Below are 26,851 nucleotides of genomic sequence, written 5' to 3'. Positions count from 1 at the left end.
TCAACCTATTTCCGTCGCCACCAGGCACGGTCCTCGTGCATCATGCGCAGCAAGATGCCCTCGCGCAGCCCGCGATCGGCGATGCGGACGCGCTCGCTCGGGAAGGCGCGATGGATCGCCTCGAAGATCGCGCAGCCGGCCAACACCAGATCCGCGCGCTCGCGGCCGATGCAGGCATTGGCCGCCCGGGCGGCATAGTCCATATCGATCAAGCGGTCGATGACGGCGGCGACATCGTGCTGGTGCATCCACAGCCCGTCGACCTCGCGGCGGTCATAGCGAGGCAGGTCGAGATGGATGCCGGCGACGGTCGTGACCGTGCCGGACGTGCCGAGCAGGTGGAAGCCCTTGGAGCCGCAGGCGGCCGCAGCCTTTTTTGCAAAAGGTTCAAGCGCTTGCGTGCAATCATCAACCATTTGCTCGAAGAGCTCGCGGCCGACCTCGATGCCGCCATAGCGTTCAGCCACGGTAACGACGCCGATCGGCAGAGAGGCCCATTCGCGGATACGGGCAGCGGGGTCGCGCGCCTCGCTGCGCCCGCCGAGCCAGATGATCTCGGTCGAGCCGCCGCCGATGTCGAAGACGATGACGCTCTCGGCCGCCGGGTCCGTCAGCGCTGCACAGCCGGAGACGGCGAGCGCCGCCTCGGTGCGCTGGTCGATGATTTCGAGCGCGAGCTCGGCCTCTGCGGCGACTCGGCGGATGAAGTCCAGTCCGTTGGTCGCCGCACGGCAGGCTTCGGTGGTGACGAGGCGGGCGCGGGTGACGCCGCGATTCGCCATCTTGCCGCGGCAGATCTTCAGCGCCTCGACCGCCCGGTCCATCGCCGCATCGGCCAGGCGGCTGCTGGCAGCGAGCCCTTCGCCGAGGCGGACGATGCGGGAAAACGCATCGACCACCCGAAAGCCATGCTGCGCCGGGCGCGCGATCAGGAGGCGGCAGTTGTTGGTGCCGAGATCCAGCGCCGCATAGGTCGCGGTGGGCTGCTGATGGATCAATGCCGGGTTGCAGCTCTTGAAGGCATCGGAAACCAACGCGCCACCGGCCCGTTGCGGATCGGTGGTATGCCTATGCGGCGGCGCCACATGCGTGACGTCCCGTTGCTGCCGGTCCTCGACCGCCACCGTTTTCCAATCCCTCGACCTGTCAGCACAAGGCCGGACAGGGGCCGCAGCGTCGCGCGGCCGGTTGCTTCGTCGTCAAGGTAACTGCACGGCAAGCCCCGTGCCAAGCGGAACCTTGCAGGGATACCGGCCGGCCTTGCATCCGCGGCGGCTGATCGGCCAGTGTCCGCCGGCCGGCCTGCCGGCCAGGACGCATGAAGGGCAAGGGATTCGCCATGGCTGCCAGACACATCCTCGCCATCGACCAGGGCACGACATCCTCGCGGGCGATCTTGTTCGATGTCTCGCTCGCGGTCGTCGCGTCCGCCCAGCAGGAGTTTCCGCAGCATTTCCCCGCATCCGGCTGGGTCGAGCATGAGCCTGAGGATATCTGGGAAAGCGTGCTGGCGACGGCCCGTGAAGCGGTTGCCAAGGCCGGGCTGAATGCGGGCGACGTCGCGGGGATCGGAATCACCAACCAGCGCGAGACGACGCTGATCTGGGACCGGCGGACAGGCAAGGCGATTCACCGCGCCATCGTGTGGCAGGACCGGCGCACGGCGCAGGCCTGCGCCGATCTCGCGGCCGCCGGCCACGAAAACCTGGTGGCCCAGCGTACCGGGCTGCGTATCGACCCCTATTTCTCCGCGACCAAGATCGCCTGGCTGCTGGACAATGTGCCCGGCGCGCGGCGGCGGGCCGAAGCGGGCGAACTCGCCTTCGGCACCGTCGATTCCTTCCTGCTGTGGCGGCTGACGGGCGGGGCGGTACATGCCACCGATGCCACCAATGCGGCGCGCACCATGCTGTTCGACATCGGCCGTGGCATCTGGGACCCCGAACTGCTCGGCCTCTTCGACATTCCGGCGGCGATCCTCCCGGAGGTGCGCGACTGTGCCGCGCATTTCGGCGACACGGTGCCGGAGCTCTTCGGAAAGTCGATCCCGGTGCGCGGTATCGCGGGGGACCAGCAAGCGGCCACCATCGGCCAGGCCTGCTTCACGCCGGGCATGGTGAAGTCGACCTACGGCACCGGCTGCTTCGCGCTGCTCAACACCGGGGACACGCCGGTCCGCTCGAAGCATCGCCTGCTCAGCACGGTCGCCTACCAGCTCGGCGGCAAGCGGACCTACGCGCTCGAAGGCTCGATCTTCATCGCGGGTGCTGCGGTGCAATGGCTGCGCGACGGCCTCGGCATCATCGAGAAGGCCAGCGACACCGGCCCGCTGGCGGAGGCGGCCGATCCCGAGCAGGACGTCTATCTGGTGCCGGCCTTCGTCGGCCTCGGGGCACCGCACTGGGACGCCCACGCCCGTGGCGCGATGTTCGGGCTGACCCGCAACTCCGGCCCGCGCGAATTCGCCCGCGCCACCCTCGAAAGCGTCTGCTACCAGACGCTCGACCTGATCGAGGCGATGCATGCCGACTGGCCGGAAGCCGGGCAGGGCGGTCGCTCGGTGCTCAGGGTCGATGGCGGCATGGTGGCGTCGGACTGGACGATGCAGCGCCTCGCCGACATCCTCGATCTGCCGGTCGACCGGCCGACAGTGCTCGAGACGACGGCGCTGGGCGCAGCCTATCTCGCCGGGCTCGACGCCGGGCTCCTCCCGGAGCCCAGGCGGTTTGCCGACCAATGGCGGCTGGAGCGCCGCTTCTCGCCGGCCATGGCGGCCAGCCAGCGCGAGCGCAAGGTCAGGGGCTGGCAGGACGCGGTGCGGCGAACACTGAGCGGGGGATAGGCGCGTCTTGCGGCGCCTGTCGCCATCCGCAGGCGCAGCCGCTTGAATGGCGCTGTTGGTGGAGGGGCAACTGGCTATCGCCGCTCTTTCGCAGAATGTCTTCGGCGCGCATGTCCGAGTTTGTAACTCCATTGGCCGTGATGCTCCAAAATTTGATGGACACCTCAATTTTGTGAGGAATTCACCAGTCTGCTTGGCAAGAAAGCCTAATTAAATCAATGTATTGCGTGATGGCACGACGCTTGCCATTGGCAGCTCCGCGAAACGGGAGCTTCCGCGCAGATGCAATGGCAGGCCATCGTCGATTTCGACGGGACGATTTCAGAGAAGGACACGACGGACTGTGTCCTGGCCCGCTTCGCCGAGCCCGGTTGGGAAGCGATCGAGGATGACTGGGTCGCCGGACGCATCGGTTCGCGGGAGTGCATGGAGCGGCAGGTCGCGCTGCTGCGCGCCTCGCCCGATGCTTTCGACGGCTTCGTCGAAAGCTTTGCGATCGACTGGGGCTTTGCCTTCTTCGTCCGGGTCTGCCAGCGCCACGGCGTGCCCGTTACCGTGGTTTCGGATGGGCTCGACCGCACCATTCATACCGTGCTTCGTCGGGCCGGGCTCGCCGGGCTGCCGGTCATCGCCAATCACCTCGAACCGGTCGGAGTGGATCGCTGGCGCCTGACTTCGCCGCATGCGTCCCGCGATGGAAGCTGCAACAGCGGCACCTGCAAATGCAGCGTGGCTACCAGCCTGGGGCGGCCTGCCACCATCCTCGTCGGCGACGGCCGGTCCGATTTCTGCCTGGCCGAGCGCGCTGACATCGTCTTCGCCAAGAACGGCCTGATCGCCCATTGCGATCAGGCTGGGGTGGAACACCGCCCATTCTCCCGGCTCGCGGAAGCGGCGCGTGCCCTCGACGACATGCTGACTGGCGTCGTCCCGGCCGCAGCGAGCCATCACATCAAGGACTTGATCAATGGATGACGGATTTCCCCAGCACGGCCGTACTGCAGCCGCTCCTGCTGCGGTGAACTTGGCCTCGGTCACCGCCGAGGAGGCCCGCCTGCTCGCACTCGAGGCGGAGTTCTGCTCGCATGGCGATACCGTGCACTACACACAGTTCCCGAAGATCTTCTCGGGCTGCGAGGGCTCCTTCATGCTCGATGCGGCGGGCAACCGCTTCCTCGACCTGCAGATGTGGTACTCGGCCGTCAATTTCGGCTACGCCAATCCGCGCCTCAACAACGCGCTGAAACGCCAGATCGACAAGCTGCCGCAGGTCGCGAGCCAATATCTCCACCGCGAGAAGATCGAGCTCGCGGCGATGATCGCCAAGGATGCCCAGCGCAAGTTCGGCACCAAGGGGCGCGTCCATTTCAATGTCGGCGGCGCGCAGGCGGTCGAGGATTCGCTCAAGCTCGTGCGCAACGCCTCGAACGGCAAGAGCCTGATGTTCGCCTTCGAGGGTGGCTATCACGGCCGCACGCTCGGCGCCTCCGCCATCACCTCGTCCTATCGTTATCGCCGCCGCTTCGGCCATTTCGGCGAGCGCGCCCACTTCATCCCGTTCCCCTACCATTTCCGCGGGCCCAAGGGCATGAGCAAGGAAGAGTATGGCGAGCACTGCGTGCAGCAGTTCGCCCGGCTCTTCGAGAGCGAATATAACGGCGTCTGGGATCCCAAGGCCGGCCAGGCCGAATATGCGGCCTTCTATGTCGAGCCGCTGCAAGGCACGGGCGGCTACGTCATTCCGCCGCCCAACTTCTTCACCGGCTTGAAGAAGGTGCTCGACGACCACGGCATCCTGCTCGTCGTCGACGAGATCCAGATGGGCTTCTACCGGACGGGCAAGCTCTGGTCGATCGAGCATTTCGGCGTCCAGCCCGACGTTATCGTCTTCGGCAAGGCCGTCACCAATGGGCTGAACCCGCTCTCGGGCGTCTGGGCCAAGGAAGCGCTGATCAACCCGACCGTCTTCCCGCCGGGCTCCACGCATTCGACCTTCAACGCCAACCCGCTCGGCACGGCCGTCGCGCTCGAGGCGATGAAGATGATGCAGGAGGAGGATTACGAGACCATGGTCATGGCCAAGGGCGCGTATTTCCTCGATGGGCTGAAGGACCTTCAGAAGCGCCACAAGATCGTCGGCGAGGTCGACGGCCTCGGCATGGCCCTGCGCATCGAGATCTGCGAGCCGCATGACAGCTATACGCCGTCGAAGCGGTTGGCCGACCTGATGTGCGACGAGGGCATGAAGGCCGATCTGGAGCTCGAAGGCCGGCGCTACGGCCTCGTGCTCGATATCGGCGGCTACTACAAGAACGTCATCACGCTCGCGCCGGCCCTGACCATGAGCTACGAGGAGATCGATCTGGCGATCGCCCTCCTGGACCAGCTCTTCGCCCGCGTGGCTGGCGCCTGATCTGACCGGAGACGGCTGTTGCGCCTGCAGGTGATCGATCTCGATGGCAGCGTCGCGCGCCAGGAGCCGCTGCGCCGCCGCATCGACGCGGGAGAAGCTTCCCGCATCGATGCGGCGCATCTGGCCGCGCGCCTGCGCATCGTGGCGAGCCGCGGGGCGCGCGCGCGGCTGCTCGAGCAACTGGCGGCCGAGGACAGGGGCGGGAGCGGACCACCCGTCTACTTCTACGGTTCCGGGGATTTCCATCACCTCGCGGCGCTGCTGATCGCAGGAGTCTCCGAGCCGGTGACGGTTGTCCATTTCGACAACCATCCCGACTGGGTGCAGTTTCCGGCGACGGTCAATTGCGGCGCCTGGGTCAACCGGGCGCTGGAGCTGCCCCAGGTCCGCAAGGTCATCACCATCGGGCCCTGCAGTAGCGATCTCGTGCGTCCGGAATGGCAGTTCGCCAATCTCAGGGCGGTCGCAGAGGAGCGGATCGCGCTCTATCCCTGGCGGCACGCGCCTTCGCGCGTCTGGGGTCGATACGGAACGGTTGCGAGTTTCCGGCAGGAGGGAAACCACCTGCATTGGCGCAATCTGGCCGATGAGGACTGGGCTCATTTCCTCGACGACCTCGTCGCCACGATCCCGACCGGGGATATCTGGCTCAGCATCGACAAGGACGTCCTCGGGCGGGACGAGGCGCTGACCAACTGGGATCAGGGTGATCTGCCGCTGACTCATCTGCTGGGCGCGATCGAGCGCCTGGCGGGCGCGCGTCGCGTCGTCGGGGTGGATGTCTGCGGCGACTGGTCCGAACCGCGCTTCTCCGACCCGTTCCGCGCGGCGCTCGCCTATTTCGATCATCCGCGGCCGATGCGGCCTTCTTCGGAAGAGCTCGGCGTCAACGCCCGGGTGAATGCCGAACTCATCGACTGCTTTGCGCGGGTGCTGCCGTGACCGTGAACATCGTCCTCTGGTTCATCCTGTCGATCGTCTGCGACGTCGTCGGCCAGCTCTGCCTCAAGCTCGGTGCCGACAGGTTGCCGCAGGGTGCGGGGCTGCGCGAACTCACGGTCGCGCTCGGCCGCTCCGGCTGGGCGATGGCCGGCGTGCTGACCTATGTGGCGGAATTCTTCATCTGGCTGCGGATCCTCGCTGAGGTGCCGCTATCGATCGCCTTTCCTATTGCCAGCCTCAATTTCCTCGCCATCACCTTCGCCAGCGCGGTTCTGCTCGGCGAGCGTGTCGGTTCCCGGCAATGGTTCGGTGCTGTCCTCATCACCTGCGGCGTGGTCATCGTCGCTCGAACAGTCTGACGGAACGAGACGTGACGACGCGCGATTTCAGCCTTCGCTATGCCGGTGGCCGGACCGGCTTCCTTCTGATCCACGGTTTGGGCGGAACCCCGACCGAGATGCGCCTCGTAGCGCGCGCTCTCAACCAGGCCGGCCATACGGTGCACTGCCCGCAACTCGCCGGCCACTGCGCCGGAGAAAGCGAGCTTCTGGCGACGGGCTGGCGCGATTGGGCCCAGAGCGTCATCGACGAACTCGACCGGATGCACCAGATCTGCGATCGCGTCATCGTCGGCGGTCTTTCGATGGGTGCCGTCCTGGCGATGCATGTCGCTGCCGCGCGGCCCGAAGCCGTCGACGGGCTTGCGCTCTACGCGCCGACGCTCTGGTACGATGGCTGGTCGATCCCGCGCTATGCCTTCCTGTTGAAGTGGCTGATCAACACGCCCTTCGGCCGCCGCTACAGCTTCGTCGAGCGCGAGCCTTATGGCGTCAAGGATCTGCGCACGCGCGCGCTGATCACCGCCGCGATCACGCGCGGCGACAGTTCCGAGGCAGGTTTGCTCGGCACGCCGTCCGGCGCACTCCAGCAAATGTGGGCGCTGATCGACCAGACGCGGCGCGAGATGCCGACGATCACCTGTCCGGCGCTGCTCGTGCATGCCCGCGAGGACGATGTCGCCAGCCTGTCGAACGCGTTCTACATCCAGCGCCGGCTGGGCGGCCTCGTCGATGCCGTGATCCTCGACGACAGCTATCACCTCGTCACGATCGACCAGCAGCGGGGCATCGTCGTCGAGCGTTCGTTGGCGCTCGCGGCGCGGTTGGCGAAGCGGGAGGTTCGGGAGAAGGCGGCGGGACTGCGCGTCGTCGCAGCCGAATGAGCCGGCTTGCCGCCCGGATCGTCGCAAGCGTGGCCGCAATCGAGCCCGCGGCCTGGGATGCGTGCTTGCCCGGCGAGGCGGAGTGCCACGCCTACTACAACGCCTGCGAGGCGGCGGCGGCCGCTTCCGGGGTCGGGCTGCGCATGGCGGCGATCGTCTTCGAGGCGCAAGGCGAGGTGATCGGGGTCGCGCCGTTCTTCCGGCTGAAGTACCGACTCGATACACCGCTTCAGGGCCCGCTGCGTGGGCTTGGCGAGGCGCTGTTCCGCCATGTGCCCGGCCTTGTCACCCTCAAGGCCCTCTGTGTCGGCTCTCCCTATGGCGAGCGCTGCCATCTCGGCTTTTCGCCGCAGCTGGATTCGGCTGGCCGGGCCGCTGCCTTTCGGCAAATGGCTGAAACCCTCCAGCGGCAGGCCGTGGCCGAAGGCGCGCATCTGGTCGTCTGGAAGGATCTGGCGCCCGAGCAGGAACGGGAGGCCGGAGCCTTCCTGGGCGGGGCAGGCTTTGCACGCCTGGCCAGCTTGCCGGTCGCCGTGCTCGACCTGCCTTTCCCGGACGAGGCCGCCTATCTGGCGTCGCTGTCGGCGGCGACGCGCAAGGACGTCAGGCGCAAGCTCGCGAAGGCAGGCGATGTCCGGATCGAGTTCCGCACCGACATCTCCGGGTTCGAGCAGGAGATCGACGCCCTCTACGAATCCACGCGCGCGCAAAGCGGCCTGGACTATGGCGAGCTCGAGCTGCTGCCGCCCGGCTATTTCGCCGGAATTTCGCGGGCCTTGGGCGAGCAGGCCGTTTTCGTGCTGTACTGGATCGGAGGCGAGCTTGCGGCGTTCAACCTGCTGCTGGTCGAGGCCGATCGCGTCATCGATAAGTTCCTGGGCATGCGCTACCCGCTCGCGCGTGAGCACAATCTCTACGTGGTGAGCTGGATGGCGAATGTGCGCTTCTGTCTCGAACGCGGCATCCGCCTGTTCCAGAGCGGCCAGACCGCCTACGCGTCCAAGCTTCGCTTTGGCAGCCGGCTCGTTGCCTCCACCATCCATGTCCGCCATCGCCGTGCGCCCCTGCAATGGGCGCTGCGTCGCTTGAGCCCATGGCTCGGCTTCGACCGCTTCGATCCCGATCTCGCCGAACATGCCGGAAAGAAAGCTGCATGACTGCCTTCACACCCGCCGAAGCGCCGTCGCGCTGGCGCCAGCTTGCGATCTGGCTGGCTTTCATCGGGCTCGACACCGGCACGCAGCTCGCCTTCAAATGGGGCGCGGATGGGCTTGGCGACATGGATTTCGGCCTCGCGATGCTGACGCGATCCATGGAGCTTCCCGGCGTCTGGCTCGCTATCGTCGGCTATCTCGGAACTTTCGTGGTGTGGATGGCGATCTTGCGCGACATGCCGCTTAGCCGTGCCTTCCCGATGACGGGATTGGTCTATATCACCGTGCCCTTGTTCGCCTGGGCGGCTTTCGGCGAGCGGATCGATCTCCTGCGCGCCGTCGGCATCGCCCTGATCATCGCCGGAGTGATCCTGCTAGGTGGGGAGCATGAAAATGAGCACCCGTAGTTTGCGGATTGCGCTCGCCGTTGCCGCGCTCCTGGGGGCCCTGCCGGCCGGCGCCGGCCCTGCAACGGATGTCGTCGGGCGCTGGCGCGATTCCGACGGGGAGTCGGAAATCGCGATCGCCCGCTGCGGGGCAGCGCTGTGTGGCCGCATCGTCTGGCTGAAGGAGCCGCGTTTCGACCAGTTCAATCCCGATGCCAGACTGCGCGCGCGCTCGCTTCTCGGCATCCAGGTTCTGAGCGGGTTCACTCCGGGCGGGGACGGAAAGCTCGTGGGCGACGGCTACAATCCCGCCGATGGCAAGAGCTACCGCACGACGATGGAGCTCGCGGCGCCCGGCACATTGGTGGTGCGCGGCTGCGTCCTAGGGGGCCTGATCTGCGACGACGACACCTGGACGAAGCAGCCGTGAACGACGCGAGATCGCGTACCGCAGAACGGGGAGGCGGCCCGCCGCCGTTGCGGGGCTCGTCGTGACCACCCGCATGACCACGCTCAGGCTCAGGCTGGTGATCGGATTCCTGCTGGTGATCGTGCCGGCGATGCTGGCCTCGGCCTTTGTCGCTGCGAAGCTGATTTCCAATGCGTTCGAGGACAATGTCGGTCATTGGCTGGGCGAGACGTCGCGCTTCTTCGGGCTGGAGGTCTCGGAAGCCGCACAGGAGGCGCAGCGCGTCGCCGGGGTCATCGGCAGTCGGCTGGAGCGGAGCCCGAGCGACGTCAAGATGCAGCATACGGTCGAGCGCGAATTCGGCGTGCTGAGCTCGGTCGGCTACGATCTCATCGCGGTCTATCGCCCCGGCGGCGAAATCATCTTCTCCTCGCGCCGTTTCTCCGCCGTCGGGTCTCTGCCCGAGAAGACGGGGCAGGGATTGTTCAGGATCGTTGCGGACGGCCAGCGCTGGATCATGGCGGGAGCCGTCCAGTCCATCCAGATCAACGGGCAGTCCGCCAATCTTCTCGTGGGCTCATGGCTCGACGACAACTACCTGGGCGGGATCAAGGTCGTCACGTCGCTGGAAGTGCGGTTGTTCTCCGACTTCGACGGCGAGCTCGAACCGATCGTGCAGACGCATAGCGATCGGAAGGTCGTCGTGCCGAAGGCGATCCTGGCACGGCTTGATGCCGGCGAGGAGGAAATCTTCGATGCGGACGCCGAAGGGGGCGCCTACCGCGCCGTCTATACCGGCTTTCGCGGCATCGACGGCAAGCTGGTGACGATCAGCTTTATCGGCCTGCGCAGCGAAGCGGGGTTCTTCGAGCAGCTCGGCCGCGAGCGGCTGTTCCTCGGCATATTCCTCTTCGGAAGCTGCATCGCGATTATCGTCGGCATAATGATGTCGGAGGTGCTCGTGCGGCCGTTGCGCGCCCTGACCCGCGGCGTCCGGGCGATTGCAGCGGGTGATTTCGGTCAACGCGTCACCGCCGGCGGCGGGCGCGAGATCGCGCAGCTCGCCGCGGGATTCAATGGAATGGCCGAGCAGCTGGGCAAGCTGCACGATCTCGAAATGGAACTGCGCCGCCGCGACAGGCTTTCCGCGCTGGGGCAGGCGGCGATGGTGATTGCGCACGAGGTTCGCAATCCGCTCGGCATCATCAAGACGTCGACGGAGGTGGTGCGCAATCGCTCCAAGCTCGGCGCAACCGAGAGCAAGATGCTCGGCTATGTCATCGACGAAGTCCGCCGGATCGAGACCCTGATGCGCGACTTTCTCGACTTCGCCCAGCCGAGGCCGCTCGTGCACAGCCGATTCCCGTTGCGCAATGTCATCGAGCGGGTCGCAGCCATCGCGGCTCCCGAGCTTGCCCGGCGCGGCATCACCCTTCAGATCGACGACCGAAGCAAGGGCGCCCTGATCAGCGGGGACCCCGACCAGCTCCACCAAGCCTGCCTCAATCTGGTTCTCAATGCCATGGATGCCATGCCTTCGGGCGGCGCCATTCACGCCAGCCTGGCGGTGAATTCAGACACAGTGTCGCTGACGATCCGCGACGAAGGGCCTGGCGTTCCCGAAGCGATCCGAGGCGAGGTCTTCAATCCGTTCTTTACCACCAAGGCGAAAGGTACGGGGCTGGGGCTCGCTAAGGTGCAAAGCGTGGCGGCGGCGCATGGCGGAACGGTCGCTTGCGAATGCATGGCGGGCCAGGGCGCGGCCTTTACGCTCGCATTGCCGCGGGTCAAGACGGGAGAGGACGTGTGAGCCACACCATCCTGGTGGTCGATGACGAGGAGCGTCTGGCGGACGTGCTGGCCGCCGCGCTGGAGGATCTCGGTTATCGCACGACCGCGGTGACGAGCGTGCAGGCGGCCCTCGTGGCATTGGACCAGTCGCGCTTCGACCTCGTGCTCACCGATCTGCGGCTGCCGGTGATGGATGGGCGCGACCTGCTGCGCGAGGTGCGCAGCCGCTGGCCGGATATTCCCGTCATCATCCTGACGGCCTTCGCCGCCGTGCGCGATGCGGTCGAGCTCATCAAGGAAGGAGCGTTCGACTACATCGCCAAGCCCTTCGAGATGGAGGATGTCGCGGCGACGATCAGGCGCGCGCTGCGCCTGGCCGATGTTGTGCGGGACAATGAGCGCCTGCGCAGCGAGCTGGAAGGGCGCCACAGCTTCGATACGCTCATCGGCAACAGCGCGTCGTTCCGCCGCGTGATCGAGCAGGTCACCGAGGTCTGCGAGACCCGGGCGACCGTCATGCTGAACGGGGAGAGCGGCACAGGCAAGGAACTGGTCGCCCGCGCGATCCATTTCAACAGCCCGCGCCGGGGGCGGCCCTTCATCGCCGTCAATTGCGCCGCCATTCCGGAAACTCTGCTGGAGAGCGAGCTCTTTGGCCACGTCAAGGGCGCCTTCACCGGCGCGCTGGCCAATCGGGTCGGCCGTTTCGCCGCAGCCGAGGGCGGCACGCTCTTCCTCGACGAGATCGGTGACATGCCGCTTGCGATCCAGGCCAAGCTGTTGCGTGTCGTCCAGGAGCGCAGCTTCGAGCCGGTCGGCGCGAATCGCAGCCAGAGCGTCGATGTCCGTCTGATCGCGGCGACGCACAAGGACATGCGCGAAGCGGTCGCTGCGGGCAGCTTCCGGGAAGACCTGTTCTATCGCCTCAATGTCTTTCCGATCCAGCTGCCTGCATTGCGCGAGCGCCCTGAAGACATTCCGCTTCTGGCGACGCATTTTCTGGCGACGCTCTCGGAAACGATCGGCAAGCGGGTTGCCGGCTTCTCGCCCGCCGCGCTCGCGGCCATGGCGGGACATGACTGGCCGGGCAATATCCGCGAGCTGCACAATTGCGTCGAGCGGGCGCTCATCGTTGCCAAGACTTCACAGATCGATGTCCAGGATCTCCCGCGCGATCTGTTCGAGGGGCCGCGCCGGGCCGGCCGCGACGCGCTGCCGCGCGATCTCGACGCCGAACTGGAACGGATCGAACGGGATTTCATCGTCGAGGCGCTGCGCCGGAGCGAGGGCGTGCAGGTGAAAGCGGCAAGGATGCTGGGCATTGCCGAACGCAGCCTCTGGCATAGAATCAAGAAGCTCGATATTCGGGTTGGTCGGACGGTAATCGAATGATTGGCGGGCATGTAGCGGCGCTGTCGCGAAAGCGCGCCAGAATGATGTTTGGCGCGTTTGCCGCGCATGGAGGAACCGTGTCGCGTATCGGTTTTGGACAGATTGGCTGCCTCGTTCTGCTGTCGGCGACGTCCGCGGCGGCTGCCGAGCCGAGCCCGGCTTTGACGGACGCAACGCCAGCCAAGGGCTGGATCGTGACGCTCGGCGGCTCGTTCCAGATGGGTCCCAAATACGAGGGGGCGAATGCCGTGGGCCCGTCCTTCATGCCCTCGCTCAGCTGGCGCCGTGTCGGCGAGCCGGAAGGCTTCAGCGCGCCCGACGACAGTCTCGATTTCGCGCTCTATGAAACCAACCGCTTCAGCTTCGGCGTGGCGGGGAGCTGGAAAAGCGGGCGCTATTCGTCGTCGAGCCCGAAGCTTTTCGGCATGCGAGACGTTCCGTGGGCGATTGAGGCCGGCGTTTTCGCCGAGTTCTGGCCGATACTCGATCGCCTGCGCACGCGCATCGAGGTTCGCCAGGGCTTCAACGGGCACCACGGCATCGTTGCCGACCTCTCTGCCGACTGGGTCGAGCGCCTGGGGCGCTTCACGCTGTCGGCGGGCCCGCGGCTCTCGCTGGGCAATGCGTCCTACATGCGCACCAATTTCGGCGTGACGGTGCCGGAAGCGCTGATCAACGGCTATCTGACCCCATATCGGCCCTCGGGCGGCGCCAAGAGCCTGGGCGTCGCGACGGCACTCGAATACACCTGGTCCGAGCAATGGTCGACGACGCTGTTCGCGCGCTATGACCGGATGATCGACCAGGCCGAGGGCTCTCCACTTGTCCGGACGATCGGCCAGCGTGACCAGTTCACGGTCGGGCTCGGCGCCAGCTACTCGTTCAGAATGGACCTTTGATCCGACGACTCGATTCCGAGGTCGCCTGACGGCAGCCTCGGATTCCGGGCGTTATCAGGCATCGGACGTCGCTGGATCAAATCCTGTCTATCGGCGTGACCTGTTCGGATCCAGGATTGCCTGTTTGCGCGCTCGGCGCCAACGCTTGCCACTTAGAAAAGTGGCTGGGGGACTAGGATTCGAACCTAGACAACCAGAGTCAGAGTCTGGGGTCCTACCGTTAGACGATCCCCCAACGATGGGGCGCTTCGGGGCGCCGCGTTGGTGAGCCGGGGTCTAATCAATGCGGTCCGGCTTGGCAAGAGCTGAATTCACGCTGCATGCGAAACAGTTCACAGGAAGATGTCGTGCGCTCTGGCAGCGCGGGGATCGCCCGCGATCGCGGCGGGGCCGCCTTGCCTGCGCATAGCTATGCTGTTGGTCCGCAGCATGCCAAACATGCGCTGCCTCCCTCCGAAGGGCAGGCTGCCTGCTCCTCGATATCCTCCGCCTCGACCTGGTCCCGACAACATCATGGCTCGCACCCTTTCCGTCCTTGCCGACGATCTCGCCTCCGGCCGGACCACCTCGCTTGCCCTCGTGCGCGAGGCGCTCGCCCGGATCGACGCGCCGGAGGGAGAGGGAACGCTCGCCTTCATCAAGGTCCATCGCGAGGCGGCGCTCGCCGCGGCCGAGGCGATGGATAAACTGCGGACGGCCGGGCTCGCGCCGTCGCCCTTCGCAGGCATCCCGATCTCGGTGAAGGATCTGTTCGACCTCGCCGGCGAGCCGACCACGGCCGGCTCGACCGTACTGGCCGATGCGGTCCCGGCCGAGCGCGACGCGCCGGTGATCGCGCGGCTGCGGCGCGCCGGCTTCATCGTGATGGGGCGGACCAACATGACCGAGTTCGCCTTCTCGGGGCTCGGCCTCAACCCGCATTACGGCACGCCGGCCTCGCCCTATGACCGCACGACGCGCCGCATTCCCGGCGGCTCCTCCTCGGGGGCCGCCGTGTCGGTCGCGGACGGCATGGCCTATGCCGGAATCGGCTCGGACACCGGCGGCTCCTGCCGCATCCCCGCGGCGTTCTGCGGCATCGTCGGCTACAAGCCGACGGCCGCGAGCGTGCCGCGCGAGGGCGCCTTCCCGCTGTCGCAGACGCTCGATTCGATCGGCCCGCTCGCCAACAGCGTCGAATGCTGCCGTATCCTGCACGAGGTCATGAGCGGAGCGGAGCTGCCGAAGGACGTCCCGGCCGGCCTCGAGGGCCTGCGCATCGGCGTGCCGCAGACGATCGCGCTCGACGGGCTCGACGCGCATGTCGCGGCAAGCTTCGACCGGGCGCTGGAGCTGCTTGCGAAGGCCGGCGCCGCCGTGATCGATGCTCCCCTCGAACGCTTCGCCGAGGTTGCGCGGCTCAACGCCAAGGGTGGCTTTGCCGCCTCGGAGGCCTACGCCCATCACCGCGACCTGATCGAGGCGAAGGGCGATGGCTACGACCCGCGCGTGCGGACGCGGGTGCTGCGCGGCCGCAATCAGGATTGCGCCGACTATATCGAGCTCACCCACGCGCGGGCCGCCTTCGTCGCGGCGATGCGCGAGGATATTTCGGGCTTCGACGTGCTGGCGATGCCGACCGTGCCGACCGTCGCGCCGACCATCGCCGAACTCGTGGAGGACGACGAGGCCTTCACCCGCATCAACCTGCTGATGCTGCGCAACCCGACGCTGATCAACATGATGGATGGCTGCGCGATCTCGCTGCCGATGCATCGTGGGGGCGAGGCGCCGGCCGGGCTGATGCTGGCGCGGGCCGGCGGCGGCGATGCGGCGCTGTTTGCAATCGCAGCGGCGGCTGAAGCCGCCCTGGCGGGACGCTGAGCCGCGCCGGGTGCCAGCAGGAGATGGCCTTCCGGGCCACCGCATCTTTGGAGAGAATGACCCCATGAATCAGAACGATGCCGCCGCCGCGCTCTCCGTCTGGGTCGCGCTCGAGAGCCCAACGAGCCATCCCGCCGGGCTGAACGGCATGATGGACCTCGTCCAGAAGGATGTGGCAGGGCTGCCGATCGCGGTCGAGCGCATCCCGGGTCGTGACGGGCTCGGCGACATGGTCATGCTGCGCGCCGGCCTCGACAACGGCCAGCCGGCCGTCGCGGTGATGTCGCATCTCGACACGGTGCATCCGGTCGGCACGAGCGCCAAGGAGCTGCCGGTCAGGATCGAGGGCGACCGGCTCTATGGTCCCGGCGTCTACGACATGAAGGGCGGCGCCTGGCTTGCCTTGCAGGCCTTCAAGCAGGTCGCGTCCGCCGGCAGCGCCAAACGGCCGCTGGTCTTCCTGTTCACGCCTGACGAGGAGATCGGCTCGCCGACCAGCCGCGGGCTGATCGAGGAGATCGGCCGGAAATCGGCAGCGGTGCTCGTCACCGAGCCGGCGCGGCAAGGCGGCAGGATCGTCACGGCGCGCAAGGGCGTCGGCCGCTTCGATGTCAGGCTCGAAGGCCGGCCGGCCCATTCCGGCTCGCGCCATGCCGATGGGCGCAGCGCCATCCGCGAGGCGGCGCACCAGATCCTCGCCGTCGAGGGCATGACCGACTATGCCCGCGGCATTACGACGAGCGTCGCGTTGGTCGGCGGCGGCACGGCCGCGAACGTCATCCCGCAGCACGCCTGGTTCAGCGTTGATTGCCGCGTGACCACGCTCGCCGATGGCGTGATGATGGAGAACCGCATCCTCAGCCTCAAGCCGCACGATCCCGATGTGAAGCTGCGCATCACCGGCGGCATGAACAGGCCGCCCTATGAGAAATCGGCGATGGTGGCGGAGCTGTTCGGACAGGCGCAGAAGGTCGCGGCCGGCATCGGATTCGACCTGCAGGACTGCCCGATGACGGGCGGCGGCTCGGACGGCAACTTCACCGCAGCGCTCGGCGTGCCGACCCTCGACGGTCTCGGCATTGACGGCGACGGCGCGCATACGCTGCAGGAATACGCGCTGATCTCCTCGATCGCTCCGCGGCAGGCGCTGATGAAGGGCCTGCTGGAGACGATCTGAGCGCCGTTTGAGAATCGAGCCCTCATCTGAGGAGTTGCGGAACGCGGCGTCTCGAAGGATGATGTCTCGGGAGCCTCCCGGCACATCCTTCGAGACGCGCCTGTGGCGCTCCGCAGGATGAGGGCTCGGGGGACTTCCCGGGCTCAGGCCTTTGGTCCGCCCGGGAATGGCGTTGCGGTTCCGCTGAGGTGAGCGCGATCGTCAAGACAAAAAGCCCCTCGCTATGCGAGGGGCTTCGTCGTTTCAGGCCTACCCGCCGCTCAGCCTTCCGGTTCGCCCATGCCGCCGGCGGCGAGGAATTTCTCGAGCCAGTGAATGTTGTAGTCGCCGTTGAGGATGTCCGGGTTGCGGACCAGCGTGCGGAACAGCGGCAGCGTGGTGTCGACGCCGTCGACGACGAACTCGTCGAGCGAACGGCGCAGGCGCATCAGGCACTCGTCGCGGTTGCGGCCGTGCACGATCAGCTTGCCGACCAGCGAGTCGTAGTGCGGCGGGATGGCATAGCCCTGGTAGGCGGCGGAATCGACGCGCACACCGAGGCCGCCCGGCGTGTGGAACGAGGCGATCTTGCCGGGCGAGGGCCGGAAGGTCGCCGGATGCTCGGCATTGACCCGGCACTCGATGGCGTGGCCCTCAATGACGATGTCCGACTGCTTGAGCGAGAGCGGCGCGCCGGCGGCGATGCGGATCTGCTCGTTGACGAGGTCGATGCCGGTGATCATCTCGGTGACGGGATGCTCGACCTGGATGCGGGTGTTCATCTCGATGAAGTAGAACTTCCCGTCCTCGTAGAGGAACTCGATCGTCCCGGCGCCGAGATAGCCGAGCTCGGACATCGCCTTGGCGCAGACATCGCCGATCCGGTCGCGCTCGCCGGCATTGAGGGCAGGCGAGGGGCCTTCCTCCCAGACCTTCTGGTGGCGGCGCTGCAGCGAGCAGTCACGCTCGCCGAGATGGATGGCGTTGCCCCGGCCGTCGCCGAGCACCTGGATCTCGATATGGCGCGGCTTTTCCAGGTATTTCTCGATATAGACCGCGTCGTCGCCGAAGGCGGCCTTGGCCTCGGTGCGGGCGGTCTGGAGCGCGACGAGGATTTCCTCCTCGCTGCGCGCGACCTTCATGCCGCGCCCGCCGCCGCCGGCCGCGGCCTTGATGATGACCGGGAAGCCGATCTCCTTGGCGATGCGCAGGGCGTCGCCATCATCGCTGACGCCGCCTTCCGAGCCGGGAACGCAGGGGATCCCGAGGCGCTTCGCGGTGCGCTTGGCCTCGATCTTGTCGCCCATCACGCGGATATGCTCGGCCTTGGGGCCGATGAAGGTGATGTTGTGCTGGTCCAGGATCTCGGCGAAGCGGGCGTTCTCGGACAGGAAGCCGTAGCCGGGATGGACCGCGTCGGCGCCGGTGATCTCGCAGGCGGCGATCAGGGCGGGGACGTTGAGGTAGCTCTCGCGCGCGGGCGGCGGGCCGATACAGACACTCTCGTCGGCCAGGCGCACATGCATGGCGTTGGCGTCGGCCGTGGAGTGAACCGCGACGGTGGCGATTCCGAGCTCCTTGGCGGCGCGCAGGACGCGCAGCGCGATCTCTCCACGGTTGGCGATCAGAATCTTGTCGAACATCTTGAAACCCAAATCCGACCGGGCGGCGAGCGGCGCCACGCTCACTCGATCACCAGCAGCGGCTCGCCGTATTCCACGGGCTGGCCGTCCTCGACGAAGATGGCCGTGACCTTGCCGGCGCGCGGCGCGACGATGTCGTTGAAGGTCTTCATCGCCTCGACCAGCAGGATGCGCTCGCCCTGCTTCACGATGCTGCCGATCTCGACGAACGGCTTCGCCTCGGGCGAGGGGCGGCGATAGGCGGTTCCGACCATCGGCGAGTTGACCGCACCCGGATGGGCGGTGGTCGGCTTGCTTTCGACGGCGGCAGCCGCGACGGGGGCGGCTGCGACGGCCAGTGGCGCCGCGGCCGGGACCTGCACGGTCGTGGTGATGCTGCGGGCGACGCGAACGCGCAGATCGCCCTTCTCGACCTCGATCTCGGTGAGATCGGTCTGGTTCAGGAGCTCGGCGAGCTCGCGGACAAGTTCGGGATCGATCGGGCTCTTGGTCGCCATGGCGGGTGTCACCGTCTTCTTTAGATTCTCGGATGGGCCGCGGCCTGCGCCGCGAGCCCGTTCATTCGGATTCAGATGGCCTTCGCCGCCCACCCGTCCGGCAGCAGAGCTAAGGCGTCGAACACGGGTTCAGCGTGCCCGCCGCCGCAGCTAGCCGTCCCGCGTGGTGCAGGCGGATTGGGGTGGGGTCCGTTCAGGACGCGGACGGAGACCATGGAAGGGCGTTGATTCCGGCGCCGCGCGCAGGCGGCAGGAGCCGCCCTCATAAACGTTGCGGGCCGGCAGGGGAAGCCTGAACGGCGCCTGCCAGCCCGGCATGTCTCGTTGCAGGGAGACGGTGACCGGCCTCAGCCGGCGCATTCGGTCTTGCCGCAGCGGCGCACGGAGTCGATCTTCTGCTTGAGAGCGGCCTGGCCGACGGCGCCGAAGACGATCTCGTCGCCGACGATGAAGGCCGGCGTTCCGGTCAGGCCGAGCCTATCGCCGAGCGCGACGGTGTCTTCGATCGCGGCCTTGGTGGCGGGCGCCTCCATATCCTTCTTCAGTTGCGCGACATCGGCGCCGATCTCCTTGGCAATGTCGAGCGCCTTGGCACCGTTGACCTTGCCCTTCACGGCCATCAGCTTGTTGTGGAAATCGAAGTACTTCTGGCCCTGGAGCTGGTTCTTGGCGGCGACGGCGACGCGGCTCGCCTCGACCGAATCCGGTCCGAGGATCGGGAAGTCCTTCAGCACGACGCGCAGCTTCGGATCGCTCTTGGCGAGAGCCGTCACATCCTCCATCGCCCTTTTGCAGAAGCCGCAGTTGTAGTCCATGAACTCGACGAGGGTGATGTCGCCCTCGGGGTTGCCGATGATGACGGAGGTCGCCGGATCGCTGATCCGCGCCTTCTCGGCGGCGACGGCACCGCGCTGCGCCTCGGCCTGGGCAACGGTGTTGCGGCGCTCGAGCTCGATCAGAGCATCCTGGATGATCTCGGGATTCTTCAGCAGCGTCTCGCGGATCAGGTCCGTCACCGCCTTGCGCTGCTCGGGCGAGAGAGGCTGGCCCTGCGCCATGGCGGGCGCGGCGGAGGCCGCGAGCCAGAGGCCAAGCGCGAGGCCGGCAGGCCGCAGGCAGGCGCGCGCCAGGCTGGTGAGGGTCCGGAAAGCCATCTGGTTGTCCTTTCAAAGCCGCTGGGCGCAGAACGATCCAGCGGAACAAAGCACTCGTATGCGCGAGCTTGTGTGTGTTCGCCGCCCGAAGGTCAAATCACAGCTCTGCCAGCAGGGTGGCGGTTGCGGGCCGGCGCTGCCTCGGCTACGCGGGCTCGGCCCCTCGATGAACCGGACAAGTCGATGCAGAAGCCCCCGTTTTCGCCCGCTGCGCTGCCTGCTCTCGCCGAGCGCGCCGAGCGCGTGGCCCCCTTCATCGTCATGGACGTGATGAACCAGGCGGCCGCGATCGAGCGTCGCGGCGGCTCGGTGGTGCATATGGAGGTCGGCCAGCCCTCGGCGCCGACTCCGGCCTCGATCCGCGCCGCCGCGGCGCGGGCGCTCGAGGATGGGCGGATCGGATACACGCAGGCGCTCGGCACGGATTCGCTGAGGGATCGCATCGCACGCCATTATCGCGAAGCTTATGGCGTCGACGTGGCGGCCGAACGTGTCGTGGTGACGACGGGCTCCTCCGGCGGCTTCATTCTCGCCTTCCTCGCCTGCTTCCAGCCGGGCTCGCGGATCGCGATCACGGCGCCAGGCTACCCGGCCTATCGCAATATCCTGATCGCGCTCGGGCTTGAGCCGGTCGCGATCGAGGTTGGGCCCGAGACGCGCTTTGCGCTGACGCCCGAGCTGATCGAGCGAGCCCATCGCGAGAAGCCGCTCGCCGGCGTGCTGACGATGAGCCCGGCCAACCCAACCGGCGTGGTGATGGCGCCGGATGCGATCGCCGAGGTCGCGGCCTGCTGCCGCAAGCTCGGGCTCTGGTACATCTCGGATGAGATCTATCACGGGCTGACTTATGACGCGCCCGCCACGACGGCGCTCGCGGCCGATCAGGACGCGATCATCGTCAACTCGTTCTCGAAATACTATTGCATGACCGGCTGGCGCGTCGGCTGGCTCATCGTGCCCGAGCGGCTTGTGCGCACCATCGAGCGGCTCCAGCAGAATTTGTCGATCTCGGTGCCCTATCTCAGCCAGGTGGCGGGAGAGGCGGCCTTCGATGCGACGCAGGAATGCGAGGCGATCAAGGCGGGCTATGCACAAAACCGCGCCTTCCTGCTCAAGGCCCTGCCCGAGATCGGGCTCGGCGACTTCCTGCCGGTCGACGGCGCCTTCTACATCTATCTCGATATCGGCCGATATTCGAACGATTCCATGGCCTTCTGCCGCAGTGTCCTCGAAGAGGCCGGCGTCGCGATCACGCCGGGGCTCGACTTCGACGAAGGGCGCGGCGCCCGCACGGTGCGGCTCTCCTTCGCGGGCTCATTGGCGGAATGCGAAGAGGCGGTCTCCCGCATCGGTGGCTGGCTCAAGAAACGCTGAGGCATAGTGCCTCGTCCCCCTTGCCAGAATCCGCAGAAGCTCCGCATTCTCCGCTTCGGAGAAGGGGGAGATTGGCCATGGACGTCGCTGCAGCCGGCAGGGCTTCTGCGAGGCGCCTTTCAGCGCTCTCCTCAGCGATCCTGATCTGTGCGCTCGTTTCGCTCGCTCTTCTGCTCGGCTTCGGCTTGGCGGGGATGGCGCGCGCCGAGACCGAGGCCCCGGTCGTCCTCAATCTTCGCGGCGACGAGACGCCCGAAACGATCCGCAGGATGGTCGATGCGCTGTCGGGCCGGCCCGTGGAGATCCGGGTCGGCGGCGTGCCGGCCGCGGCGCCGCCGCCCGCGCCCGCGCCGACCGCTAAAACCAAGCCAGCTGCGGCAGCTCCCGCACCGGCCATCTCGATGGCGGATGAGGAGGGCTTCCAGGCCGAGGCCAGTGCGCTCGTCGACCGTTTCGTCGACGGCGTCGAATATAGTGGCGCCTCCATTCCCTCGGTCACCGAGCTGCCTGCCGACTGGGAACGCTCCTGGCAGCGCAATCTCAACGGCCGCGACGGGCCCACCGCCGGTTGGCGGATCGTCGGGATCGTCTGCCTCGCGCTCGCCATCGCCTTCGCGTTCCGGATCGCGACCGCCCGTTGGTTCGCGCGCAAGCGTCGGCCTTTGGGGCCGGAGTTCACTCCGCGCCTCATCGCCTCCTCATGGGGGCTACTCCAGGATGTCGCGACGATCCTGCTGGCACTCGCCGTGGCGAGAACGGCCCGCAACGCCTGGCTGCCAGCGGACGACCTCGCCATGCAGGCCCTGACGACGGCCGCAAACGGCGCCGCGATCGGCGCGCTCTATATTGCCGTCGGCCGGTTCCTGATTTCGCCCGATGCTCCCGAACGCCGTATCATGCCACTGCCGCGTGCCGAGCGGCATTTCCGCCGGCTGGTTGTCTATTCCGTTCTGACGCCGTTGATCGTGACGGGCATTCTGCTGGCCAACCAGGTCAGCTCCGGGCCGCGGCCCGTGACGGGGCTCATCGCGCTGACAGGGCTCGCCATCACGCTCTTCAAGATCTGGTGGTTCTATGACGGCCGGCATGATCTCGCGGTGCTGGTCCTGTCCGGCTCCTCCGAGCCCGGCCCGATCCGGCGGCTGATCGCGGCCGGGACAGCGTGGTTCTATATCGCGACGACGGTCCTGTTGTGGATGGTCAGCAGCGCCGCGGCGATGATGTCGAATGGCGGGCGCTGGGCGGAGGCCTCGGCGCTGACCCAGGTGGCGATCGTGATAATCCCCATCGTTGCCGTCGGGCTTGCCAGCTGGCTTCGGTGCCGTGCGGCCCGGCGCGAGGCAAAGCACGGTGTCACACCGATCCTGAGCGCCGGCAGTGCCGCTGTCCGGGCCGCCGCTCTGGGGGTGATCTGGGCGGCCGGCTTCTACATTATCGCACGGCTTTGGGCAGGACTTCTTCTTGGCGTCAGCTCTGCGCAGTTCGCTGCCGTCATGCGGCAAACGGTCGGCGTCGCCGTGTTCGCCTTCGCCGGCTGGGTTGCGCTCGTCTTCCTGCACGCCTTCTTCGATGCCTACACGCCGCAGCGCCGTGTCGTCGGCCCCGCCGACGAGGACGTAGCCCATGATGAGGGGGTGCCGAGCCGGCTTGCGACGGTGCTGCCGGTGCTGCGCGGCGTGGTCCTGGGCGCAGTGCTCGGCCTCACCATCCTGGTGGTGCTGTCGCGTCTCGGCGTCGATATCGGCCCACTGCTGGCGGGTTTCGGAATTCTCGGCCTTGCGATTTCCTTCGGCTCGCAGGCCCTGGTGCGCGACATCGTATCCGGCGTGTTCTTCATGCTCGAGGATGCTTTCCGCGTCGGCGAGTATGTCGATACCGGCCGGCTCAAGGGAACTGTCGAGAAGATTTCGCTGCGCTCAATGCAACTGCGTCATCAGAGCGGCCAGATCCACACCGTGCCCTTCGGCCAGGTGCAGTCGCTGACCAATGCCAGCCGCGACTGGGCAACGGTGAAGTTCAACGTCCGCCTCGATCACTCCGCCGATATCGAGCAGGCCCGCAAGGCCATCAAGAAGGTCGGCCTCGCGCTACTGGAAGACCCGGAATACGGGCCGCACTTCATCGCGCCGCTCAAGATGCAAGGCGTGGCTGATATCACCGACCAGGCGATCGTGGTCCGGCTGAAGTTCACCGGGAAGCCCAATCAGGCGTCGATGCTGCAGCGCGAGGCCTTGAAGCGCGTCTACCGTTCGCTGAACGAGGCCCACATTCCCTTCGCTTCCAACGCGGTCACGGTGCGGGGCGGCGAGGGCGGGGCGCAGTCCAGCGCGGCAGCGGCGATCGCGACGGTGCCGCCACCGACTCCGCTCGCACCAGCGGCGAGCTGAGCGGGTCTCGCTTCTAAAGCAGGAAGAACAGGCCGAAACCGATAACCGTCAACCCGCCGCCGAACAGGCTGGCGAGGCGCGCGGCATGGGCGAGGGCGCCACGTTCGGCACTGCGATGCGCGCGCTCGGCGTGGTGCAAGCCCGCCTCGGAGCGATACTGTCCGGCATGGAGATCGGGCGTCATTTGCGGGCCGATCGGCCGATTGCCTTCGAGCTCGATCCTGACGGCGAGGAAGGCGACGAAGAGCCCGACGAGCCCGACTCCGAACCAGCCTACCGCGCGCCAGGCGAGATAGGCCAGACCGATCAGCCCCACCGCGCACAGGAGGAGCAGAACGTCACGTTCCCTGTTTCGAGGCGGCGGCATCTGCTTCCTCCCGTCCCGGCGATCAGCCATCGACCACAATGCCGGGTCGGGACGCGGCCGCCAAGCGCCCCCGAAAAACAAAGCCCGCCGCTGGTGGCGGCGGGCTTTGCATCGATCGTTTCGGAAGCGAGCGCTCAGGAGCGGCCGGCGAGCCTGTTCCACCAGCCGCCGCGCTTCGGGCGGTTCGGGTCCGGCTCCGTCAGCACGACCGCAACGGGCTCTTCCGCGGGGGCCCGAGCGGGAGCCGGCTCAGGCGCCGGAGTGGGCTCGGCCGGGGCTGCAACGGGCTCGGGCACTGCGGCCGGGGCCTCAGGCTGCGCCTCGGCAGCGGCCGGAGCGGTCTCGGCAGCGGCTTCCCCGCCTTCGGTGATCGGCACGACCTTCTTGCGCGAGCGGCTGCGCTTGGGCTTCTCCGCCGGCGCGGCTTCGGCCGTGGCCGTCTCCGTCTTGGCTTCAACCTCCTTGGCCTCGGCCTTCGGCTTGCGGGCGCGGCTGCGCTTCGGCTTTGCCGGCTCCGCAGGCGCCGCCTCTTCGGCTGCCGGTTCCGGCGCGGCCTCAGTGGCAGGAGCCTCGATCACGGCCTCGGCAACGACCTCGACATCCGTGCCTTCGGCCGCGTCGTCTCCGTCCTCGCCCTCATCGCCCTCGGCGTCCTCGCCGTGACCCGCTTCGAGCTGCTGGCCCTGGTCGTCGCGCTCTCCGCCACGCCGCCGACGACGGCGGCGGCGGCGGCGGCGATTCTCGCGGTCGCCTTCGCCGCGTTCGTCCTGGGCTTCGCTGGCAGTCGTCTCGTTGTCGCCGGTCTCGGCATCGAGCGCGGCAGCCTCGGCCGCAGCGTCCAGCGCCTCGTCATCGACATCGGAGGCGATGGCTTCGGCCTTGAAGCTGGTCGGGATCACCCGGCCTTCATTGCCGACGAACTCGCCGCGCTCGACCTCGAAGTAGCGGGTGCCGAGCAGGTTCGGATCGGTCGAGACCGTGATCGCGATAGCGAACCGGTTCTCGAGATCGGCCAGATGCGCGCGCTTCTGGTTGAGGACGTAGAGCGCGACCTCCGGCCGGGTGCGGACGGTGAGGTTGTGCGAGGCGCTCTTGATCAGCGTCTCCTCCAGCGCACGCAGGATCTGCAGCGAAACGGACGACGTCGAACGGATCATGCCGGCGCCGGCGCAATGCGGGCACGGGACGGAGGAGCTTTCGAGCACGCCGGTGCGGATGCGCTGGCGCGACATCTCCAGCAGGCCGAAGGCCGAGATGCGGCCGACCTGGATGCGGGCGCGGTCGTCCTTGAGGCACTCCTTCAGCTTCTTCTCGACCGCCCGATTGTTCCGGTTCTCCTCCATGTCGATGAAATCGATCACGATGAGACCGGCGAGGTCGCGCAGGCGGAGTTGGCGAGAGATTTCCTCTGCAGCTTCGAGATTGGTCTTGAGGGCGGTGTCCTCGATATTGTGCTCGCGGGTCGAGCGACCCGAGTTGATGTCGATCGCGACCAGCGCTTCCGTCTGGTTGATCACGAGATAGCCGCCGGACCTGAGCGTGACGGTGTTCGAGAACATCGCGTCGAGCTGGCTCTCGACGCCGAAGCTGGCGAAGAGCGGGGTCTGCTCGCGATAGGGCTTCACGCTCTTGGCATGGCTCGGCATGAGCATGCGCATGAAATCCTTGGCCTCGCGATAAGCCTCCTCGCCGGCGACGTGAACCTCGTCGATATCCTTGTTGTAGAGGTCGCGGATCGAGCGCTTGACGAGGTTGCCCTCCTCATAGACCAGCGCCGGGGCGACAGAGGCCAGCGTCAGCTCGCGCACGCTCTCCCACATCCGCATCAGATACTCGTAGTCGCGCCGGATCTCGACCTTGGTGCGCGAGGCGCCGGCCGTGCGCAGGATGAGGCCCATCCCCTCGGGAACCTCGAGCTCCTGGGCGATCTCCTTGAGGCGCTTGCGGTCCTCGGCGTTGGTGATCTTGCGCGAGATGCCGCCGCCCTTGCCGGTGTTCGGCATCAGCACCGAGTAGCGGCCAGCGAGCGAGAGATAGGTGGTGAGCGCCGCGCCCTTGTTGCCGCGCTCTTCCTTCACGACCTGGACCAGGATGATCTGGCGGCGCTTGATCACCTCCTGGATCTTGTACTGGCGGCGCGACTGCCGGTGCGGGCGCTCCGGCATGTCGTCGAGGGCGTCGCCGCCGCCGAGCTGCTCGGGAGCCTCTTCGGCCTCCTCGCCGTTCTCCTCGTCGTCGCCATCCTCGGAGCCTTCGTCCTCGGAAGGCTTGCGGGCCTCGACTTCCGAAGCCTCGGCGTCTTCCGCGGAAGCCGAGCCCTCATTGGCCGAGGCGGTCGCCTCGACCGTCTCGAAAGTCAGCGGCGCGGCATTCTCGGCGGCGTCCTCGGTCGTCGATTCGGCAACCGCCGGGGCGAAGTACTCGCCGAAGGCCGGCGCGCCCTCGTTGACCATGGCGGCTTCCTTGCCGTCGGTCTCGACGCGGTCCTCGCCATTCGCCTCGACCTCGGCCGAGACGGTCTCGTCGGCCGCGGCCTTCTTGGCGCGGTGGTCACGGTCGCCACGGCGCCCGCGATCGCGGCGGCCGCGCTTCTCGCGGCGCTCCTCGTCGCGCTCCTCGTCGCGTTCGGCACGCGCCTCGTCCTCGATCAGCGCCTGCCGGTCGGCGACGGGGATCTGATAGTAGTCCGGGTGGATTTCGGAGAAGGCGAGGAATCCGTGCCGGTTGCCGCCATATTCGACGAAGGCAGCCTGAAGTGACGGCTCAACGCGCGTCACCTTGGCGAGATAGATATTCCCCCGCAGCGGCTTGCGGCTGGCTGATTCGAAATCAAACTCTTCGACGCGGGATCCGCGGACCACCACGACCCGGGTCTCTTCCGGGTGGGTGGCATCGATAAGCATCTTGTTGGCCATATGAAACTTCCATTGGCGCGGTCGCCTGTGCAGGCGCGGCTACGG

The 26,851-nt window shown here is 67.1% G+C and carries 22 protein-coding genes and 1 tRNA gene; 16 read left to right on the top strand and 7 right to left on the bottom strand.

From position 1 onward, the window contains the following. Positions 1-5 precede the first annotated feature (5 nt). Positions 6-1,124, bottom strand: a complete 1,119-nt coding sequence (locus AC1DE3_RS20955) for a Ppx/GppA phosphatase family protein (protein ID WP_476778181.1) — start codon at positions 1,122-1,124, stop codon at positions 6-8. Between the two features lie 215 nt (positions 1,125-1,339). On the opposite strand from AC1DE3_RS20955, the gene glpK reads away from it, so the two are divergent. The 12 genes from glpK to AC1DE3_RS20895 all read left to right on the top strand — a co-directional run bounded on the left by glpK (position 1,340) and on the right by AC1DE3_RS20895 (position 13,450). Further along, positions 1,340-2,842, top strand: coding sequence for a glycerol kinase GlpK (glpK, locus tag AC1DE3_RS20950; protein ID WP_476778182.1), 1,503 nt, complete (start codon positions 1,340-1,342; stop codon positions 2,840-2,842). A 282-nt stretch (positions 2,843-3,124) separates the two neighbouring features. Further along, entirely contained in the window at positions 3,125-3,817 is a 693-nt protein-coding gene (locus tag AC1DE3_RS20945) for an MtnX-like HAD-IB family phosphatase (protein ID WP_476778183.1), read from the top strand. Next, a complete protein-coding gene (locus AC1DE3_RS20940; RefSeq protein WP_476852722.1) occupies positions 3,810-5,255 on the top strand; it encodes an aspartate aminotransferase family protein in 1,446 nt (481 codons plus the stop codon). Before AC1DE3_RS20945 ends, AC1DE3_RS20940 begins: the two co-directional genes overlap by 8 nt. 18 nt (positions 5,256-5,273) lie before the next feature. Then, positions 5,274-6,197, top strand: coding sequence for an arginase family protein (locus AC1DE3_RS20935; protein WP_476778185.1), 924 nt, complete (start codon positions 5,274-5,276; stop codon positions 6,195-6,197). Further along, positions 6,194-6,556, top strand: a complete 363-nt coding sequence (locus AC1DE3_RS20930; protein WP_441513468.1) for an EamA family transporter — start codon at positions 6,194-6,196, stop codon at positions 6,554-6,556. The genes AC1DE3_RS20935 and AC1DE3_RS20930 overlap by 4 nt, the downstream gene beginning before the upstream one ends. A gap of 11 nt (positions 6,557-6,567) precedes the next feature. Next, positions 6,568-7,419, top strand: coding sequence for an alpha/beta hydrolase (locus AC1DE3_RS20925; protein WP_476778186.1), 852 nt, complete (start codon positions 6,568-6,570; stop codon positions 7,417-7,419). A 29-nt stretch (positions 7,420-7,448) separates the two neighbouring features. Next, on the top strand, positions 7,449-8,576 hold the full coding sequence (locus AC1DE3_RS20920; RefSeq protein WP_476778187.1) for a GNAT family N-acetyltransferase: 1,128 nt from the start codon (positions 7,449-7,451) through the stop codon (positions 8,574-8,576). Next, positions 8,573-8,980, top strand: coding sequence for an EamA family transporter (locus AC1DE3_RS20915; protein ID WP_441513465.1), 408 nt, complete (start codon positions 8,573-8,575; stop codon positions 8,978-8,980). Before AC1DE3_RS20920 ends, AC1DE3_RS20915 begins: the two co-directional genes overlap by 4 nt. Further along, the gene (locus AC1DE3_RS20910) at positions 8,967-9,389 is read left to right on the top strand and encodes a DUF2147 domain-containing protein (protein ID WP_441513464.1); all 423 of its coding nucleotides are present in this window, start codon (positions 8,967-8,969) and stop codon (positions 9,387-9,389) included. Before AC1DE3_RS20915 ends, AC1DE3_RS20910 begins: the two co-directional genes overlap by 14 nt. Before the next feature lie 61 nt (positions 9,390-9,450). Next, entirely contained in the window at positions 9,451-11,178 is a 1,728-nt protein-coding gene (locus AC1DE3_RS20905; protein ID WP_476852721.1) for a sensor histidine kinase, read from the top strand. Continuing rightward, positions 11,175-12,551, top strand: coding sequence for a sigma-54-dependent transcriptional regulator (locus tag AC1DE3_RS20900; RefSeq protein ID WP_441513462.1), 1,377 nt, complete (start codon positions 11,175-11,177; stop codon positions 12,549-12,551). The genes AC1DE3_RS20905 and AC1DE3_RS20900 overlap by 4 nt, the downstream gene beginning before the upstream one ends. Positions 12,552-12,628: 77 nt before the next feature. Then, complete coding sequence (locus AC1DE3_RS20895) at positions 12,629-13,450, top strand: MipA/OmpV family protein (protein ID WP_476852720.1); 822 nt, start codon at positions 12,629-12,631, stop codon at positions 13,448-13,450. 161 nt (positions 13,451-13,611) lie between these two features. On the opposite strand, the gene AC1DE3_RS20890 is transcribed toward AC1DE3_RS20895, so the two are convergent. Then, positions 13,612-13,685: transfer RNA gene (locus tag AC1DE3_RS20890), tRNA-Gln, on the bottom strand. A gap of 278 nt (positions 13,686-13,963) precedes the next feature. Here AC1DE3_RS20890 and AC1DE3_RS20885 point away from each other — a divergent pair. Both AC1DE3_RS20885 and AC1DE3_RS20880 read left to right on the top strand, forming a co-directional pair. Continuing rightward, positions 13,964-15,313: an amidase gene (locus tag AC1DE3_RS20885; RefSeq protein WP_476778189.1), complete on the top strand. Its 1,350-nt coding sequence runs from the start codon at positions 13,964-13,966 to the stop codon at positions 15,311-15,313. Between the two features lie 64 nt (positions 15,314-15,377). Next, positions 15,378-16,490 (top strand): M20 family metallopeptidase, encoded by a 1,113-nt coding sequence (locus AC1DE3_RS20880; protein ID WP_476778190.1) that lies wholly within the window; start codon positions 15,378-15,380, stop codon positions 16,488-16,490. A 260-nt stretch (positions 16,491-16,750) separates the two neighbouring features. Here AC1DE3_RS20880 and accC read toward each other — a convergent pair whose 3' ends face one another. The 3 genes from accC to AC1DE3_RS20865 all read right to left on the bottom strand — a co-directional run bounded on the left by accC (position 16,751) and on the right by AC1DE3_RS20865 (position 19,763). After that, positions 16,751-18,112 carry an acetyl-CoA carboxylase biotin carboxylase subunit gene (gene accC, locus AC1DE3_RS20875; RefSeq protein WP_476778191.1) on the bottom strand — a complete coding sequence of 454 codons (1,362 nt, stop codon included), beginning with the start codon at positions 18,110-18,112 and terminating at the stop codon, positions 16,751-16,753. Positions 18,113-18,153: 41 nt separating this feature from the next. Next, positions 18,154-18,609, bottom strand: a complete 456-nt coding sequence (gene accB, locus AC1DE3_RS20870) for an acetyl-CoA carboxylase biotin carboxyl carrier protein (protein WP_476778192.1) — start codon at positions 18,607-18,609, stop codon at positions 18,154-18,156. 347 nt (positions 18,610-18,956) lie between these two features. Continuing rightward, positions 18,957-19,763, bottom strand: coding sequence for a DsbA family protein (locus tag AC1DE3_RS20865; RefSeq protein ID WP_441513456.1), 807 nt, complete (start codon positions 19,761-19,763; stop codon positions 18,957-18,959). 183 nt (positions 19,764-19,946) lie between these two features. Here AC1DE3_RS20865 and AC1DE3_RS20860 point away from each other — a divergent pair, with 183 nt between their 5' ends. After that, complete coding sequence (locus AC1DE3_RS20860) at positions 19,947-21,137, top strand: pyridoxal phosphate-dependent aminotransferase (protein ID WP_476778193.1); 1,191 nt, start codon at positions 19,947-19,949, stop codon at positions 21,135-21,137. 77 nt (positions 21,138-21,214) lie between these two features. Then, the gene (locus AC1DE3_RS20855; RefSeq protein WP_476778194.1) at positions 21,215-23,524 is read left to right on the top strand and encodes a mechanosensitive ion channel family protein; all 2,310 of its coding nucleotides are present in this window, start codon (positions 21,215-21,217) and stop codon (positions 23,522-23,524) included. Between the two features lie 13 nt (positions 23,525-23,537). Here the strand turns inward: AC1DE3_RS20855 and AC1DE3_RS20850 are convergent, their stop codons facing one another. Next, the gene (locus AC1DE3_RS20850; RefSeq protein ID WP_476778195.1) at positions 23,538-23,891 is read right to left on the bottom strand and encodes a hypothetical protein; all 354 of its coding nucleotides are present in this window, start codon (positions 23,889-23,891) and stop codon (positions 23,538-23,540) included. A gap of 134 nt (positions 23,892-24,025) precedes the next feature. Next, a complete protein-coding gene (locus tag AC1DE3_RS20845) occupies positions 24,026-26,806 on the bottom strand; it encodes an Rne/Rng family ribonuclease (RefSeq protein ID WP_476778196.1) in 2,781 nt (926 codons plus the stop codon). Positions 26,807-26,851 lie beyond the last annotated feature (45 nt).

The sequence above is a fragment of the Allobosea sp. 10L417 genome (assembly GCF_056395485.1).
The sequence above is the reverse complement of the archived record's forward strand: the minus strand, read 5'-3'. Positions and strand labels throughout refer to the sequence as shown.

Bases quoted from the DNA above. Each gene is read 5' to 3' on its own strand.
- glpK (WP_476778182.1), top strand. From the start codon at position 1,340: ATGGCTGCCAGACACATCCTCGCCATCGACCAGGGCACGACATCCTCG.
- AC1DE3_RS20945 (WP_476778183.1), top strand. From the start codon at position 3,125: ATGCAATGGCAGGCCATCGTCGATTTCGACGGGACGATTTCAGAGAAG.
- AC1DE3_RS20940 (WP_476852722.1), top strand. From the start codon at position 3,810: ATGGATGACGGATTTCCCCAGCACGGCCGTACTGCAGCCGCTCCTGCT.
- AC1DE3_RS20915 (WP_441513465.1), top strand. From the start codon at position 8,573: ATGACTGCCTTCACACCCGCCGAAGCGCCGTCGCGCTGGCGCCAGCTT.
- AC1DE3_RS20910 (WP_441513464.1), top strand. From the start codon at position 8,967: ATGAGCACCCGTAGTTTGCGGATTGCGCTCGCCGTTGCCGCGCTCCTG.
- AC1DE3_RS20885 (WP_476778189.1), top strand. From the start codon at position 13,964: ATGGCTCGCACCCTTTCCGTCCTTGCCGACGATCTCGCCTCCGGCCGG.
- AC1DE3_RS20880 (WP_476778190.1), top strand. From the start codon at position 15,378: ATGAATCAGAACGATGCCGCCGCCGCGCTCTCCGTCTGGGTCGCGCTC.
- accC (WP_476778191.1), bottom strand. From the start codon at position 18,112: ATGTTCGACAAGATTCTGATCGCCAACCGTGGAGAGATCGCGCTGCGC.
- accB (WP_476778192.1), bottom strand. From the start codon at position 18,609: ATGGCGACCAAGAGCCCGATCGATCCCGAACTTGTCCGCGAGCTCGCC.
- AC1DE3_RS20865 (WP_441513456.1), bottom strand. From the start codon at position 19,763: ATGGCTTTCCGGACCCTCACCAGCCTGGCGCGCGCCTGCCTGCGGCCT.
- AC1DE3_RS20860 (WP_476778193.1), top strand. From the start codon at position 19,947: ATGCAGAAGCCCCCGTTTTCGCCCGCTGCGCTGCCTGCTCTCGCCGAG.
- AC1DE3_RS20855 (WP_476778194.1), top strand. From the start codon at position 21,215: ATGGACGTCGCTGCAGCCGGCAGGGCTTCTGCGAGGCGCCTTTCAGCG.
- AC1DE3_RS20850 (WP_476778195.1), bottom strand. From the start codon at position 23,891: ATGCCGCCGCCTCGAAACAGGGAACGTGACGTTCTGCTCCTCCTGTGC.
- AC1DE3_RS20845 (WP_476778196.1), bottom strand. From the start codon at position 26,806: ATGGCCAACAAGATGCTTATCGATGCCACCCACCCGGAAGAGACCCGG.